Below are 15,030 nucleotides of genomic sequence, written 5' to 3'. Positions count from 1 at the left end.
ATTGCATTCAATGAACTACACTGCCTATCTATTCGATTTCGATTATACGCTGGCCGATTCATCACAGGGAATCCTTATATGTTTCAGGAATGTCCTTGATCGTCGACAATTCAGGGATATTACTGACGATGCGATCAAACGTACGATCGGGAAAACCTTAAAAGAATCGTTTTCTATTCTTACAGGGATAACCGACCCGGAACAATTGGCGTCCATGCAAAAAGAATATTCCGAAGAGGCAAATATCCATATGAATGCAAATACGGTTCTCTTCCCCGCAACTATTGCCGTTTTAACCAGGCTGAAGGAACAGGGAGCGCGGATGGGTATTGTCTCCACCAAATTCCGTTTCAGGATAGAGACCTTCCTGAAAGATTACTTTCCCAATGATTTTTTTAATGTGATCATCGGAGGCGAGGACGTAGAATCGCATAAACCCTCGCCGGAAGGTGTATTTCTGGCGCTTGCGCAACTGGGTTGTTCCCGGGAAGAAACATTGTATGTCGGAGACTCTCTGGTCGATGCCGAAACAGCAATGGAGGCCGGCGTGGACTTCGCCGGCGTGCTGACCGGAATGACAACAGCGGGGGAATTACAGTCTTTTCCGCACCGGGTCATACTGACTGATTTAAACGATTTGCTGTTCCCTCCAACACGGAAAGGTTGGAAAAGTATTTACCATAGATACTTTCAACTCCGGAAATGGGTAGCATTCCGAAGGATGATCCATATCAAACAGATCAGGGGACGTTCCACCCCTGAGGCTGATCCGAAAGAAACCACCATTTGTAAAAACTGCAGACATACGTTCACCGGAAACTATTGTAATCATTGCGCCCAAAGCAAAGATATACGACGGTTCAACTTCCGGTCAGGCATTTTGCATGCATTGGGCGGATTAAGCAATATCGACCGGGGGTTCGGATACACATTACTTGAACTGTTATACCGGCCGGGATACATGATCAATGATTTCATTGCGGGAAAACGTGTCCGGTATTTTCGTCCTTTTCAGACGCTTTTTGTATTGGCTGCCGTATATATTTTGCTGGTTCAGTTTATCGATCCTGATGCATTAAAAAAGGATAATACCGTTAAATCGACAAAACAACAGGAAATAATGGCTGCCAGAGATCAGTTACAAATGCAGTTGGACACCATGCAGGATGAAACCGGTAAAAAAGTGTTGGAACAAGCTATCAGATATTTAAACAGACCTGTTGAGTTGGAATCCGGTCAATCAGACACCCAAAAGTCCCAATCGGGCCATGATGGGAAAGAGGATACTGACATCTCTCCTGACTGGATAGATAACATTGTAGATAACACGGTACATATTTCTGAAAGAAAACTGATAGAAAGTCCTTTCATGCAAAGGGTATGGAATATTCTGAAGAACTGGGCACATGGAAACAAGGCCGTCAGTATCATTTTTACTCTTCCTCTTTTTGCGTTGGCTACCCGTATGGCTTTTCGCAAACGGGTCTATAACCGCCACTATAATTATACCGAACATATTTTTGTGCAAACATATATTGCCGGTCAGATACTGCTTGTCAGCAGCATTTATTTGTTATTTCGAGGGAAGGCTGAAGTAGGCAATTTATATGATCTTTCCGTTTTAGGTATCTTTGTATTGTTTGTATGGGATTATAAGCAACTTTTCCGTGGCACCTGGTGGCAAACTATCAGACGGACAATGTTGATGTTCTTTTATAGTCTTCTGCTAATTATTTTTACAGCGGTCATACTCGTTACTCTTCTTATAGGGGGACTATCTCTTTTAGAATTATTCGGCTTTGGAAATGGACAATGGATAATGGACAATGGACAATGGACAATGGATAATTGACAATGGATAATTGACAATGGTAATGGCACTCGGTAATTGGTAATTGGTAATTGGTAATTGGTAATTGGTAATTGGTAATTGGTAATTCTTAATCAGTATTCAGTCCTTAAAATCAAGTGATAACTGAAATCCATCGACCGGTAGGTGGGTTGAGTCGACATCGGCATTTTTCAGGGTAAGTCCCATCAGGCGGATCTTTTTCTCTTCCAGATCATCGACCTGTAATAACAGTTCCTTACCTAATTCGAACAACTCTCGGTAGGTCTTGATGTAATAATTTACAGTTCTGCTTCGGGTTATGATGGTGAAATCGGCATACTTGATCTTCAGCGTGAGTGTCCTGGCAAGAAATTTCCGTTTTTCGGCCCTGCGGAATACCTCGCGCGCGATCCCATCGAGTGCGGCCAGCATATCCACAATTTCATTCAGGTCTTCCAGAAAAGTCTCTTCGGCACCCAGCGACTTACGGACTCTCTCCGACTCCACCTCCCGGTCATCTATACCTCTGGCAAAATGATAATAGCCAATCCCCGCCTTCCCGAACTCGCGTACCAGATCGACTTCACTCCACTGCTTCAGGTCGTATCCCGTGTTGATACCCAGTTCCACCATTCGTGCCGCCGTCACTCTCCCTACCCCGAAAAACTTACCTATAGGCAATTTTTCTATAAAATCCTCCGCCTTATCCGGTTCAATGACGAACAGCCCGTCCGGTTTATTATAGTCCGAAGCGATCTTTGCCAGGAATTTATTGTAGGAAACACCTGCAGAGGCAGTAAGGCGCGTACGGTTAAAAATCTTTTGTTTGATCTCCTTCGCAATCATGGTTGCGGAACGTAATCCTCTATAGTTCACCGTCACATCAAGAAATGCCTCATCAAGTGAGAGAGGTTCCACCTTATCGGTATATTCAAGAAAGATCTGCATGATCTGGTTGGAGATGCTTCGGTAGACATCGAACCGGGGCATAACAAAAATAATATGAGGACATTTGCGTAGAGCCGTCACCGAAGCCATCGCCGAATGAACCCCATATTTACGTGCTTCATAACTCGCCGCCGCGACCACACCCCGTTTTTCACCATATCCCACCGCGACCGGTTTACCCCGAAGGTCGGGATTATCGCGCTGTTCAATGGATGCGTAGAAAGCGTCCATGTCGATATGGATTACCTTTCGATTCATAAGTAACAAATATAGTCTCAATTTATTATAATTCAAAAGGAACGAGGAAAAATTATTCAGGTGTCATAAATCTATCTGAAGAGTATCAACATCAAACTCAATCTCTCTTTATCACTCCATTTTTAATAGAATGTTCCCACCATTCAAGGATTGATATTCACGAGGAAAAGATTATCTTTGGATAAGATAATGAGTTTTTTCACGTTTAATCGGAATGAAAAGAAGGAATATCATACTTTTTTGCTGCCTATTGGCACTGGCATACTCCTGTTCCAACAAGAATGAGATCAGGGATGGGGATCTTTTATTTGTAGTGGCAGAAGATCACGGACTCTCCTCCGCCATTAGCCGGGTCACTCAAACGGAAATGAAAACAAACTACGAACATGTAGCTATTATCCATATCAGTTCTGATACCATCTGGGTACTGGACGCTTCTCCAAAAGATGGAACCCGTAAGATATTACTACAAGATTTTATGGATGAGCGGGGGTCAGCCGTTTACCGTTACAGGTTAAAGGATGAATACAGAGGTAGTATCGAAAAAGGATGGATACTGGCTGAAGAGATGTTAGGAAAACCCTATAATTTCTCCTATATATGGAACGACACAAGCCATTATTGTTCGGAATTTATCTACAGGATGTTTGAGAATGATTCCATCTTTGAACTGAATCCCATGACTTTTATCAATCCGGAGACAGGAGAATTCGATGACACATGGGTAACCTATTACGACAGTCTTGGCGTAACAATTCCCGAAGGAGAACCGGGATGCAATCCCAATGGACTGGCAGCAAGCGACAAACTGGAATTCTTAGGCCCGTTTCATTTTTAAGATAAATTACCGGTACTCTATGCCCTTATTTTATCTTTGAGCCGGGAAAAATCAATCTCCCCGATCAGGCCAGCAGGTATCTGAAAGCTTCATACACCAGGAATGCCGGCCATACAATCGCTTTCAGGAATCCCAGCACTCCCATCCAAAACGTCGTGGCGGTGGAGATAAAATAGATGGCTGCACCTATCAGCCCCAATCCATAGACAGCATCGCTTGAGGAACCTGTTTTTCGTGTTTTCTCACACATAATGCCCATATTTATATAATTAATAACTAATACATTATCCGTAAAATATTCAAATTATATAATCACTGCAAATTTAGTCAAAATTTAATAAAACAATAAAAGAGACATAAGATTATTTGATAATTTTTTATTCCTGCTATCAGATGGAATAGAAGTGCTCCAATCGTTTTATTTCGGATTTGAAGAGGTCTTGTTTTCTTTTAGGTGTTTTTTCGAAAAAAGAGAGTTCTATTCGGGGAGAGCCTTTTTGAGTAACTTTCTTCCAGGAGCCGATAATCTCCCCATTCAGTATAATTGTTGGGGAAAACAGGCCGTTTTTCGTCATCACTTTGCCATAGTGTGTGTCTTCAATTATTTCGGAACGGTTTTTATAGCTCACCACAAATTCATCGAACGGAGGAAGCAACAAAGCATAGTTCTCATCCGCAGGAGGAGTTTTGGTATCGTTTCTCATCCAGAAATCACGCCCGTTTATCGTCTCGCAAATAAAGTCCGTCCGGATCATTTCGATAGCCTGTCGACATTCTGTCATAGTCAATCCCGACCACCAGACGAAATCATGGATGGTAGCAGGGCCGTGGCTTGTAAAAAATCTCCGTGCCAAACATTCCAGCGCCTCTTCTTTGCTCAGGGTTTTCCGGCGGGCAACCCACTCTTCAAACAGAGTGAAAGTCTGCTTATTTCCTTTTAACCGCCCGTTAATCAGGATTCCTTCCATCTCGGCATAAGATAGGGTCAGTTGCAGGTGTCCATCATCCAGTATTATATCCTGTTCGTGCAAGGCATCCCCGATTTCCTGTTTAGTCAGGTGCTTCCCTCCCATCAGTACCCTTTCCAGTACAGGAACAGCACGATATATCAGCGACTCGTCTGCACCGAATGTTTTCGCATATGAACGATAGATGGGTTTCAACCGCGGATTGGAAAGGTCGAACATCCAGTGAATATCCTCTGCTGACACAAAATGCCAGGTAGGGCGTAAAATATGGGTACGGATAATCTTCCCCGCGTTCAATGCTTCATCGATGTCCTTCACATTCCTGTTTTCCAGACGTGCACCAATTGCCCATTTAGCCAAGTCAAGCGCCTGGGCCTGCATGGCACCCATCCATGAAACGATATCGCAGGGTTCTTTTATTTCATGAGTTAAAAGCAATTGGTTGTATAGACGGATATTGAGCAATTCTGATGTATTCATGCCTGTGCCGATTAATGATTTTCACAAATTTACAATTTAAATCGGGAAAATATCATCAGTCACGAAACAGGATATTTTATATCATTCCTACTCTTTGTCCCTTAATTATAGTACTCTTCATCCGTTACTTCTTCCAACCATACTGTTTCGCCATTTTCCCTACCGGTAATGGCAATCTGTACAAACTCAGTATCGGCACTTGCTCCGTGCCAATGTGGGATGTCGGCAGGACATTTTACCGCATCACCTTTTTTCACGATAACCTTTGGACTTCCTCTCTCCTGATAATAGCCAACTCCGTCTATAGCCAATATAATCTGTCCCGCGGGGTGGGTATGCCACCTGGTTCTTGCTCCGGGCTCGAAGGTTACACTTCCTACTGCATTCTGATTAAGGCTATCAGGAAAAATTAAGTTATTGAGCCATGCAGTCCCTGTAAAATTATCGTTGGTAATTTTTTCTCCTTTTGCAAAGACAGGTTCTTGTGATTCAGTTTGTACGGCCTGTTCCGACTGACTTTGTTGATTACACGACAATACCAATGTCCCGAATAGGAATATTACAACTATATTTTTAAATCCCATTATTTTGAAATTTTCAAAGTTCATTCTTCTAAGTTTTAAAGATTAGCCTGATAAAAGTTCAATAATTTATTCACCGCTTGCGATACATATTCAGGCTTCCAATAGGTTTCTATATGGGTAGCACCTTGAATGAGGAACAACTCTTTATTCTTTGCATTGATTGCCTTGTTAAAAGCATCGTCCGTCATATAATAGCTGTCAGCTCTACTACCGGCGATCATCAGTAGGGGCTGGTTAATCAGTTCGATCTGGTCGGTTGCATCCCAACTCATCAGGTCGAGCAAGCTACTTAGTGTGTAAGCACCTCCGGAGTTGGGATAAGCACCGGAATTGGGATGCGCAATTACAATGGCCGGATATTTTTGAGAAGTATCATAATTAGCCGGAGTGTAAACATTGGCAGCTATTGTAATATCTTTGATTTTATAAGTAACGGGATGGATATTTACTTTTCCTTTTTCATTTTGAGTTATAGCACCATCATACACAAGGCTGTAAGGATTTTGTTGACGCTCATTTTGAATGGACTGTGCTTCTACCACATCTGTAGCTGCTATTGACGTTGCTATTGCGATTATTGATGTTATTTTTTTCATTTTCTGAAACTTCTAAATTTTACTTCTTATTTTTTAGGACTTCATCCAAAACCAACCGGGCAGATTTTCCCTCTTCCTCGCCAATGGTCGATTGAATAATATCCACAAATTCATTTAATTGTTGCGGGGCCAGGCCTACGTTCAGGCAAATGGTCAAATGCGAACGGAGCATCGGTTCTGCATTCCCAATCGAGCTGATTACCGAAACGGTTACCAGTTCCCTTTCGGCATAAGTAAGTACATCACGTTCAAAGATATCCGCAAACAGATGTTCTTTCAGAAAAGTGTCTATGGTCGGTGCAAAAGCCGAATATCCCGAAAGCGTTTCGGGTTGGGGTGTTTGGGTAAGTTCTCCTAAAATCTTTTTGCCCCTTTCATACTTGTTACCGTCATCATTTATAGGAGAGGCTTTTACACCCAGTTTATCGGTAATCCCGCCGGCTCTTCGTTCGTCCAGCACTTCCATGAAAGTTTGTAGTCCCCGGATACTGCGGGGAAATCCGCAATATGCGTAAAGGTGTATCAATACTTCCTTTATTTCATTGATGGTAAGTCCGGCTTCGAGACCGGCATTTAGTTCTGTTTTCAGCTTCTCTAAATCACCTTTTGCCGTCAGTCCGGAAATGGTAATTATCTTTTTTTGTTTCTCGTCCAACATATCATTCTGCGCATTTATATTACCGGATATACCCAGTAACAGCGTAATTATTACTATACATAAACTTACTTTCTTCATATTCTTATTTTTATCCATGTTCTTTGTTTTGAACCTGTTTCCTAATCCAGTCGTTTTTCTTTCAACCACTCTGATAACAAATCGGCTATTTCGATATTATTCAGGTCTGAAAACGGGAAATGGGTATTGCCTTTAATCCCGATCTCAGGCAGATGTACCACTGTTACATCCCCACCGTATTTATTTACAACGTCTCTCCACTTTCTTGCCATTTCCAGACGGGTGCGCCAACCGTCGATACCCGGGTTTTCTATTTGCTTTTCAGGAATAAAATCGCCATAGTATATGATGATTGGAATTTTAGTAAGTTTCATAAAGTCCTCCATCGACACACTATTGGCTGTGAGTGCTCCCGACGAACCGGGTATGGGGTCGGGTACTTCACCCTCGGGGAATACAAACCCGCTTCCGGGTTCATAAGATGCGATAGCTTTTACATTGGGATTATCCATAGCGGTCAGCCACCCGAACCCTCCCGAATGGGAATGTGTAACAAGAACACCCTTACCTATTTTGTCGAAAAGTCCAGGAATGGCATCAGTGATTACTTCCGTATCAAATGCTCCCATATTTGGGGTCATTTGCCGGAAATACTGGTTGAGTGTTTTTTCACTCCTGTCGAATTGTACCCCGTCGAAAAAGTCAGGCCATACCCCCAAACGAAATGTGCTGAACCATTCCTGCTCATCGGGAACCGGATTTATAGTAACCGGTACGGTACTGCGCCCGGCATTGCCTCGTCGTGGTTGGGTAATAAGATATACACCAAAACCCCGGCGCAGGAATATATTCTGAAATCCCTCCCGTCCGTCGGGGGTTGTCTCCCATGTTTTCGAGAATTGTCCTATACCGTGCCAGAACACTAAAGGCAGTTTGCGGGCTTTAACAGGGATTTGATAAGTGATATATGCATGATCTCCGTGGAAAGTCTGCCCCTCCGGGGTTCGCGTGATCGGATCGAATGTACCGGGATTGGTGATTACACTACCGCCCACGGCAAAACTTCCCTGCTGTTCAATAACTAAAGGCTTCTGTTTCTTTATTGTTTGAGCACCCATATTAGATGCAATGGTGAATAAATATAATGCACTAACGAATAATAATTTCTTCATATCTATTTTTAATTTTACCGGACACTAATCTCTTTATATGGATAATAACAGAATGATTAATTTTTGCCTTTTTATCAATCACAAATTTCGGGCTTTAGCATATTATAATCGTATATATATTACTGTTTATTCTACCAATATTACTGATTATCACATAAAAGTAGCAGAGTGTCTATCGGAATGATTAAATTTGCGCTAATAAATTATGACGGCAATGGAAAAGGTTCTCAATTTTGATACAATTAGCGAGTACAATGCTTTTAACAATCTTGAAACGTTACATCCATTAGTGAGTGTGATTGATTTCTCAAAAGCAAAGGAAAGGACGGGACATAAAATGAATTTCGGAATTTATTGCATCTTCCTGAAAGAGGTTGATTGTGGTGATTTGAAATACGGACGCCATTATTACGATTATCAGGAAGGAACATTGGTTTTTATTTCGCCCGGACAATTTATAGACGTTGAAAATAAAACGGATTACTACCAACCTATGGGACATGCACTGGTTTTCCATCCCGACCTGATACGTGGCACATCTCTTGCCGGGCGTATGAACGATTATACCTTTTTCAGCTACAACACTAACGAAGCTTTGCATTTGTCGGCAAAAGAACGTCATTTGGTGTTGGATTTGTTTTCTAAAATAGAAGATGAACTGCAACATTCGGTTGACAAGCATAGCAAGACATTGATTGCTTCCGGTATCGAGCTTTTCCTCAATTACTGCGAACGTTTTTATGACCGCCAGTTTATCACCCGAGAGGATGTCAATAAAGGTATTCTGGAAAGATTTGAAAACTTATTGGACAGTTATTTTTTATCAGATAACCCCGTAGAAACAGGTTTGCCTTCTGTCGCTTACTGCGCTGACAAACTCAACCTGTCAGCTAATTATTTTGGTGATTTAATCAGGAAAGAAACAGGAAAATCTGCGCAGGAATACATTCAGGCCAAAATCATTGACGTTGCCAAAGACAAACTTTTCGATAGTGACAAAACTATCAACGAGATTGCTTATGAATTGGGGTTTAAATACCCGCAGCATTTCAGTCGCATGTTCAAAAAATCAGCAGGTATTTCTCCAAGTGAGTATAGAGCGATAAGCCAGGCTATGTAGCTTTAAACCACTCTCGCGTATTGTTAGCTATTCTGACAAGCATAAGCATAACAGGAACTTCTACTAATACTCCGACAACCGTTGCCAGCGCTGCGCCTGACTGTAATCCGAAAAGTGAAATGGCAACAGCCACAGCCAGTTCAAAAAAATTGCTTGCCCCAATCATTCCTGCAGGGGCAGCAATGTCATGCGGAAGTTTCCACCATTTTGCCCATCCATATGCCACGAAGAAGATGAAAACGGTTTGTATTATCAATGGAATGGCTATCAGTAAAATATGCAGGGGATTATTTAATATGGTTTCTCCCTGAAAAGAAAAAAGAATTATCAGCATAAGCAAAAGTCCACCAATTGTGAGGTTGTTGAACTTATTTATAAAAACGTTATTGAAGTATTCCATCCCTTTTTTCTTTATCACTGTAATACGGGTGATAACACCCGCCACAAGCGGTATTACAACAAAGAGAAATACTGAAATTATTAATGTATTCCAGGGTATGAAAATTCCACCCATCCCCAGCAAAAACGCCACAACAGGTACAAATGCCACAAGTATGATCAAATCGTTTACAGCCACCTGTACAAGTGTATAGGCTGCATTTCCTTTGGTGAGATAACTCCATACAAATACCATTGCCGTGCAAGGCGCAGCACCAAGCAATACTGCCCCAGCCAAATAATCTTCTGCCAATTCCGACGGGATGAATGCTTTAAACAATACAAAAAAGAATAAATAGGCAATCCCAAACATCGTAAAAGGCTTAATCAACCAGTTGGTAATACAGGTGATAATTATTCCTTTCGGCCGTTTACCCACATCTCTGACACTCTGAAAGTCGACTTTGAGCATCATTGGAAATATCATTAACCATATCAAAACAGCTACAGGAATTGATACATTGGCATATTCAAACTTACTCAACGTTTCCGGGATGACCGGAAACCATTGTCCTATAGCAATACCTACGACAATACAAATAGCCACCCATATGGTGAGGTACTTTTCAAAAGCACTTATCCCCTGTTTCTTTTCCATTCCAATAATCATCAACTATCCGCGGGATAACTCCGGCTTAATCTGATTCATATATAATTCCTGAAAACGCATTTTTATCTCATCCCTAACCCGTAGAAATTCGTTTTTAATAAACTCGGGGGTCCCGGTAACTTCGGAAGGATCATCAAATCCAATATGTAAACGATGTTTTACCTTACCGGAAAATACCGGACAACTCTCTTTTGCGCTATCACATACCGTTATTACATAATCCCATTCCTGGTCTTTATACTTCTCAATACTACGCGGAATGTGGTTAGTGATATTTATACCTATTTCAGACATAACCTGAACGGCCATTGAATTAACTTTTTCCGCAGGTCTTGTTCCGGCAGAAAAGACTTCTAACATATCATCAAAAGATTGTAAAAATCCGTGAGCCATCTGGCTTCTGCAACTATTACCGGTGCAAAGAATTAATATTTTCATTTGTTATTTGTTTTTCAATTAAAGCAAGAAATATAATTGTACTACCCTATTTGCTTATGACTTTCTGAGTTTCATTCATACCTTGAGCATTCTGTATCGAATATTTTTATTTCCATACAATTATCATCAATCGTTGTTCGCCAAACAACGAACATAATTATAAAAAAATATATGCCATTAACAGCATACATCTTTTGTGGCATATACACTAAAAAGGTTTGCGAACAGCTTACTGGCTATTACCCAGTTCTCTTTGTTGATGCAATACCTCACTTTGGGGGTTTCTATCTCTCCCTGAATTAGACCTGCTTCCTTGAGTTCTTTCAGATGCTGAGATACGGTAGCTTTTGCTATCGGAAGTTCATCGTGAATATCACCAAAAAAACAACTTTCCTGTGATGCTAAAAATAGCAATATCGCAATCCGGGTAGGATGCCCCATTGCCTTGGCAAAACGGGCAACAATTTCCTGTTCTTCGATATTATTATTGATCTTCATATTCAAAATTACATTAAATTGTTCAATTACATTAGTCGTTTTGAGTCGCCTTCGCTCCTTAATTGGTAATTGAGTCGCCTTCGCTCCTCGATTTTCAATTCTGCGTTCGGCAAGATAAATAAATTTGACTTTGCCATCTTCCTTCTCAGCTCATCAAAATCCAAACAAGTTTGTCCTTTGATTTCGGTTTGTCGTCTGTTACTCTGCTCTTGCTTAACAATAATGTTCGTAAAATTACGAACATTATTTTAAATGAACAAATTTTTAATCTATTTCTCCTATGATTTTTTTAAAAAGAAGTACCTCCAATCCTATCATATGGGCAAATAATGTAATCATTCTTGTTTATATTGCTTCAGATTCAGATGTTTTTGATACCTCGATACTTTGATCAGGCTAAAAATTCAGATCATAACCGAAAAATCAGCCCAATACTTCGATTATAATCGAAGTATTGGGTCTAAAATTCAGAATAGAAACAAAATTTTATTGGGATTCAAGTATCCGCACCATTTCAGCCGGATGTTCAAAAAGATAGCCGGATTCTCCCCTACAGATTTTCGATCACAGAATTAATAATGGGATCCTACCATTTTCCGACATTCATCGGCACACTTCCTGCAAGCTTCCGCACATTCCCGACAGTGATCGTGCGAATGTTTTTCACATTCATCGGCGCATTGGTCGCATATTTCGGTGCATAACCTGCATATTTCTTTCGATTTTTCGCTGCCCAGGCTCATCAATTGGGCGGCAGCGTAACATATAGCAGCACATTCCATATCCGTTTGGATACATTTTGCCATCATTTTCACATCTTCTTCTTTCGTACATGAAGAAGCACAATAATTACACGCGCTTGCGCAGGCAAGACAAGCATCAATACATGATTTATAATCCTGCACTAGTGTCCGGTTATAAATCAAACAAATTCAATTGTTTATTATCATTCGGACTTGTTAAATTGTAATCGCTCTTTGTAAATAGTTCATTTATAGGCATCTTTTCAAAAAGAGTAAGGCTGAAAATCTGTAATAAATTGTAGAGTGAATGCTCCAGATTGAGCCTCTTCTTTACGATCGCTACTAAAAGATATGCACAGACGGAAATCCATATCTGGCAACATACCGCATTGTAGCTCGTGCCGTAAAAATTTTTAATTCGAAGATGTTGTTTTATCCATTTGAAAAACAATTCAATCTTCCAGCGTCCTTTGTATAACTGAGTTATAAGCAAGGCGTCTAACTCAAAGTTATTCGTCAGGAATACGTAAGTGTTTCCGGTATCGGGGTCCAAGGATTTTATCCTGCGAATCAGTTCCGGATATTCTTTCTTCGATTTGTAGACTGTAAACCTTACGGATTGATCACACCTGAGCCCCGTGGTTTTATCGACCGGCCGGCTATAAACCCTCTTCACCGCAGTGTTCCCCTTTGCCCGGGTAATAAAAAAAGCACCTTTGCAATGAATGGAATGGAGCCTGTCCAGGTCAAGATATCCCCGATCCATGATATAGATGGCACCGGGTTCAATTGTGATATGGTCCAGTATATTGACATCGTGCACACTCCCGTCTGTTATTTCAATAATAGTCGGGATAGAGCCCCGAAGATCCAAAAGGACATGAGCCTTTACGGCTGCTTTCTTTTTGCGGAACTTCGCCCATGGGAACAATGAGAGACAAAGGTCTATCGTTGTGCTGTCAAGGGCATAGGCCATGTTGTCAATGTCAAGTAAAAAATCGTTGTCTGTTTTATACAGCTTGCGCGCATCCTTTATCAGGACTTGCGCAAAGTCTGCATAAATGCGCCAGTCACGATTTTCATTAGCCTCTGCCAATGTGGATTTTGAGACTGCCTGTTTTATACCGCTATGGTATAATTTACTTGAAAGTGCTTTCAAACAGGCTTCGATATCCCTGAGACTTTCCCTGTAGGTGAGTTGGGCAAAACTCATTACATGGAAATGTTCACGGCAGGTAAAGCTTCGCACTTTATAGTTGCCGTTGTATTTAGTAACACATTTATTAAACTCATAGTCCGGGAAGAATGACATTAATTGAGCAAATACGGTTTTCCCTACATTCATATCTGGCGTTTTTACGACAAATATGAAAAATATTTTCAAATCGAAAAATAAAAAAAACGCTCAAAACCGTTTGTTCATCAATCCTACAAGCAAATCGCTATTCGCTTAACCGGACACTAGTGATAATCCTGATATGTTGTCATAGTTATTATTTTTTCAATGGTAAAAATTTGTCTTATAAAAGAATAAGGGAAATTGTCTGGTGACAACTACCCTTATCACAGTAAAGTATCTGACTTATAGTTTGTCCAATTGCTGATTAAACCAGTTGCGTATTTCATCTTTGGCTTTGCCGGTCTTTTGTTGGATTTTTCCATACAGTTCATCTTCTTTGCCTTCTTCATAGAGAAGATCGTCGTCCGTCAGATCAGCCCATTCTTGTTTGGCGCGACCTTTCAACTCGTTCCATTTTCCTTTAAACCTTAAATCATCCATAATTAACAGTCTTTAAAAGAGTTTCTTTATTGAAAGCTCCATACATGAAACAAGGCCGACTTTACGAATGTTCGTCCTTTCAGGCTCCTTAACCAGGTTCCATTTTATTTAACTTTCTCATAAACCAAAATTGGCAGGTGTCTCCTGTCGCAAAAGTAACAGGTCTGACAAATTGCATATGGTGTTTCCCGGGATCAATACCGTTTATCCAAAGTAAATCCATTTCACACAAGATCGGTTGTAATTCTTTCCTAGCTTTGTCTGCAATACAGTACGAAGTTATTGCCTGTAATTTATTCCCGTAAAATTCATAGATATCATAAGTGAAAACGCAATCTAACTTTTCACACTATCCATCCAGTAAATTCTGCAAAATCCCTTCCATTATCCAATTGCAGTTATCAGCATAGATCATTGTTCCGGTTTTTATCTGCTCTCTGGTTTGTACCCAAGGGTTTTCACAGAGCTCATCGGCACAGTTTTCCGATATTAACCCGACCGTTTCTTCCGTTACCTCCAGGTGAAATTGCAGACCTATTACATTTTCGCTGTAATAAAACGCCTGGTTGGTATTGGCGTCGGATGAAAGCAGGTTGAGTCCTTCCTTCGGTATTTCAAACCTGTCGCCATGCCAATGAAAAACGGTCGGATTGTCTTTGAACAACTCGTAAAACCACCCTAACTGCTTACTTTCTTGCGTGCACATTACAGGAAACCAACCGATTTCCTTATGTACAGCTTTATCTACCCTAGCACCCAGACATTCAGCTATAAGTTGAGCGCCCAGACAAATACCCAATACTCTTTTACCGGATTGAATGCAGTTACTGATAAATGCTTTTTCTTCCTTCAACCAGGGGAAAGAGTCTTCGTCATATACACCCATCGGTCCGCCCATAACGATCAATACGTCTATATCTTCCGCTTCGGGCAAATGATAGGCAGATTCATAAAAACGGGTGGATGTAATCGTGTGATTATTTTTCGTCAACCAGTTTCCAATATAACCCAATCCTTCAAAGGGTACATGCTGCAGGGAATGTACTTTCATA

General features: G+C 40.9%; 17 protein-coding genes. 3 read left to right on the top strand and 14 right to left on the bottom strand.

Features of this window, described 5'->3' with window-relative positions; translation table 11 throughout:
• Positions 1-10: 10 nt before the first annotated feature.
• Positions 11-1,852 carry an HAD-IA family hydrolase gene (locus PSM36_RS03715; RefSeq protein ID WP_076928960.1) on the top strand — a complete coding sequence of 614 codons (1,842 nt, stop codon included), beginning with the start codon at positions 11-13 and terminating at the stop codon, positions 1,850-1,852.
• Between the two features lie 99 nt (positions 1,853-1,951).
• Here the strand turns inward: PSM36_RS03715 and dinB are convergent, their stop codons facing one another.
• A complete protein-coding gene (gene dinB, locus PSM36_RS03710) occupies positions 1,952-3,037 on the bottom strand; it encodes a DNA polymerase IV (protein WP_076928957.1) in 1,086 nt (361 codons plus the stop codon).
• A gap of 214 nt (positions 3,038-3,251) precedes the next feature.
• Between dinB and PSM36_RS03705 the strand changes: the two genes are divergently transcribed.
• Entirely contained in the window at positions 3,252-3,875 is a 624-nt protein-coding gene (locus PSM36_RS03705) for a YiiX/YebB-like N1pC/P60 family cysteine hydrolase (protein ID WP_083710917.1), read from the top strand.
• A 64-nt stretch (positions 3,876-3,939) separates the two neighbouring features.
• Here the strand turns inward: PSM36_RS03705 and PSM36_RS03700 are convergent, their stop codons facing one another.
• From PSM36_RS03700 to PSM36_RS03675, 6 genes are all read right to left on the bottom strand, one after another.
• A complete protein-coding gene (locus tag PSM36_RS03700; RefSeq protein WP_019539593.1) occupies positions 3,940-4,125 on the bottom strand; it encodes a hypothetical protein in 186 nt (61 codons plus the stop codon).
• A 139-nt stretch (positions 4,126-4,264) separates the two neighbouring features.
• Positions 4,265-5,323: a winged helix DNA-binding domain-containing protein gene (locus PSM36_RS03695; protein WP_076928955.1), complete on the bottom strand. Its 1,059-nt coding sequence runs from the start codon at positions 5,321-5,323 to the stop codon at positions 4,265-4,267.
• 101 nt (positions 5,324-5,424) lie between these two features.
• The gene (locus PSM36_RS03690; RefSeq protein ID WP_232001510.1) at positions 5,425-5,931 is read right to left on the bottom strand and encodes a cupin domain-containing protein; all 507 of its coding nucleotides are present in this window, start codon (positions 5,929-5,931) and stop codon (positions 5,425-5,427) included.
• An 11-nt stretch (positions 5,932-5,942) separates the two neighbouring features.
• Complete coding sequence (locus PSM36_RS03685; protein ID WP_076928953.1) at positions 5,943-6,503, bottom strand: alpha/beta hydrolase; 561 nt, start codon at positions 6,501-6,503, stop codon at positions 5,943-5,945.
• Positions 6,504-6,522: 19 nt separating this feature from the next.
• Positions 6,523-7,239: a carboxymuconolactone decarboxylase family protein gene (locus tag PSM36_RS03680; RefSeq protein WP_076932022.1), complete on the bottom strand. Its 717-nt coding sequence runs from the start codon at positions 7,237-7,239 to the stop codon at positions 6,523-6,525.
• Positions 7,240-7,280: 41 nt separating this feature from the next.
• Complete coding sequence (locus PSM36_RS03675; protein ID WP_076928951.1) at positions 7,281-8,351, bottom strand: alpha/beta hydrolase; 1,071 nt, start codon at positions 8,349-8,351, stop codon at positions 7,281-7,283.
• Between the two features lie 214 nt (positions 8,352-8,565).
• Here PSM36_RS03675 and PSM36_RS03670 point away from each other — a divergent pair, with 214 nt between their 5' ends.
• A complete protein-coding gene (locus PSM36_RS03670) occupies positions 8,566-9,471 on the top strand; it encodes a helix-turn-helix domain-containing protein (protein WP_076932021.1) in 906 nt (301 codons plus the stop codon).
• Here the strand turns inward: PSM36_RS03670 and arsB are convergent.
• From arsB to PSM36_RS03635, 7 genes are all read right to left on the bottom strand, one after another.
• Entirely contained in the window at positions 9,464-10,507 is a 1,044-nt protein-coding gene (arsB, locus tag PSM36_RS03665; protein WP_076932020.1) for an ACR3 family arsenite efflux transporter, read from the bottom strand. The genes PSM36_RS03670 and arsB overlap by 8 nt on opposite strands.
• A gap of 15 nt (positions 10,508-10,522) precedes the next feature.
• A complete protein-coding gene (locus tag PSM36_RS03660; RefSeq protein ID WP_076928949.1) occupies positions 10,523-10,957 on the bottom strand; it encodes an arsenate reductase ArsC in 435 nt (144 codons plus the stop codon).
• A 177-nt stretch (positions 10,958-11,134) separates the two neighbouring features.
• Complete coding sequence (locus tag PSM36_RS03655; RefSeq protein WP_076928947.1) at positions 11,135-11,455, bottom strand: ArsR/SmtB family transcription factor; 321 nt, start codon at positions 11,453-11,455, stop codon at positions 11,135-11,137.
• A 572-nt stretch (positions 11,456-12,027) separates the two neighbouring features.
• A complete protein-coding gene (locus PSM36_RS03650; protein WP_232001508.1) occupies positions 12,028-12,264 on the bottom strand; it encodes a four-helix bundle copper-binding protein in 237 nt (78 codons plus the stop codon).
• 106 nt (positions 12,265-12,370) lie between these two features.
• Positions 12,371-13,543 (bottom strand): IS4 family transposase, encoded by a 1,173-nt coding sequence (locus PSM36_RS03645; RefSeq protein WP_076928944.1) that lies wholly within the window; start codon positions 13,541-13,543, stop codon positions 12,371-12,373.
• 237 nt (positions 13,544-13,780) lie between these two features.
• Positions 13,781-13,978: a CsbD family protein gene (locus tag PSM36_RS03640; protein WP_076928941.1), complete on the bottom strand. Its 198-nt coding sequence runs from the start codon at positions 13,976-13,978 to the stop codon at positions 13,781-13,783.
• A gap of 349 nt (positions 13,979-14,327) precedes the next feature.
• The gene (locus tag PSM36_RS03635; RefSeq protein WP_076928938.1) at positions 14,328-15,029 is read right to left on the bottom strand and encodes a type 1 glutamine amidotransferase; all 702 of its coding nucleotides are present in this window, start codon (positions 15,027-15,029) and stop codon (positions 14,328-14,330) included.
• Position 15,030: the final 1 nt, after the last annotated feature.

It is taken from the genome of Proteiniphilum saccharofermentans, assembly GCF_900095135.1.
In the GTDB taxonomy this organism is placed as follows: Bacteria; Bacteroidota; Bacteroidia; order Bacteroidales; family Dysgonomonadaceae; genus Proteiniphilum; species Proteiniphilum saccharofermentans.
Note: the sequence above shows the minus strand (reverse complement) of the source record. Positions and strands in the feature narration are given on the sequence as shown.

Bases quoted from the DNA above. Each gene is read 5' to 3' on its own strand.
- PSM36_RS03705 (WP_083710917.1), top strand. From the start codon at position 3,252: ATGAAAAGAAGGAATATCATACTTTTTTGCTGCCTATTGGCACTGGCA.
- PSM36_RS03685 (WP_076928953.1), bottom strand. From the start codon at position 6,503: ATGAAAAAAATAACATCAATAATCGCAATAGCAACGTCAATAGCAGCT.
- dinB (WP_076928957.1), bottom strand. From the start codon at position 3,037: ATGAATCGAAAGGTAATCCATATCGACATGGACGCTTTCTACGCATCC.
- PSM36_RS03645 (WP_076928944.1), bottom strand. From the start codon at position 13,543: ATGAATGTAGGGAAAACCGTATTTGCTCAATTAATGTCATTCTTCCCG.
- PSM36_RS03695 (WP_076928955.1), bottom strand. From the start codon at position 5,323: ATGAATACATCAGAATTGCTCAATATCCGTCTATACAACCAATTGCTT.
- PSM36_RS03690 (WP_232001510.1), bottom strand. From the start codon at position 5,931: ATGAACTTTGAAAATTTCAAAATAATGGGATTTAAAAATATAGTTGTA.
- PSM36_RS03670 (WP_076932021.1), top strand. From the start codon at position 8,566: ATGGAAAAGGTTCTCAATTTTGATACAATTAGCGAGTACAATGCTTTT.
- PSM36_RS03700 (WP_019539593.1), bottom strand. From the start codon at position 4,125: ATGTGTGAGAAAACACGAAAAACAGGTTCCTCAAGCGATGCTGTCTAT.
- PSM36_RS03635 (WP_076928938.1), bottom strand. From the start codon at position 15,029: ATGAAAGTACATTCCCTGCAGCATGTACCCTTTGAAGGATTGGGTTAT.
- PSM36_RS03660 (WP_076928949.1), bottom strand. From the start codon at position 10,957: ATGAAAATATTAATTCTTTGCACCGGTAATAGTTGCAGAAGCCAGATG.
- PSM36_RS03675 (WP_076928951.1), bottom strand. From the start codon at position 8,351: ATGAAGAAATTATTATTCGTTAGTGCATTATATTTATTCACCATTGCA.
- PSM36_RS03655 (WP_076928947.1), bottom strand. From the start codon at position 11,455: ATGAAGATCAATAATAATATCGAAGAACAGGAAATTGTTGCCCGTTTT.
- PSM36_RS03680 (WP_076932022.1), bottom strand. From the start codon at position 7,239: ATGAAGAAAGTAAGTTTATGTATAGTAATAATTACGCTGTTACTGGGT.
- arsB (WP_076932020.1), bottom strand. From the start codon at position 10,507: ATGGAAAAGAAACAGGGGATAAGTGCTTTTGAAAAGTACCTCACCATA.
- PSM36_RS03640 (WP_076928941.1), bottom strand. From the start codon at position 13,978: ATGGATGATTTAAGGTTTAAAGGAAAATGGAACGAGTTGAAAGGTCGC.
- PSM36_RS03650 (WP_232001508.1), bottom strand. From the start codon at position 12,264: ATGATGGCAAAATGTATCCAAACGGATATGGAATGTGCTGCTATATGT.
- PSM36_RS03715 (WP_076928960.1), top strand. From the start codon at position 11: ATGAACTACACTGCCTATCTATTCGATTTCGATTATACGCTGGCCGAT.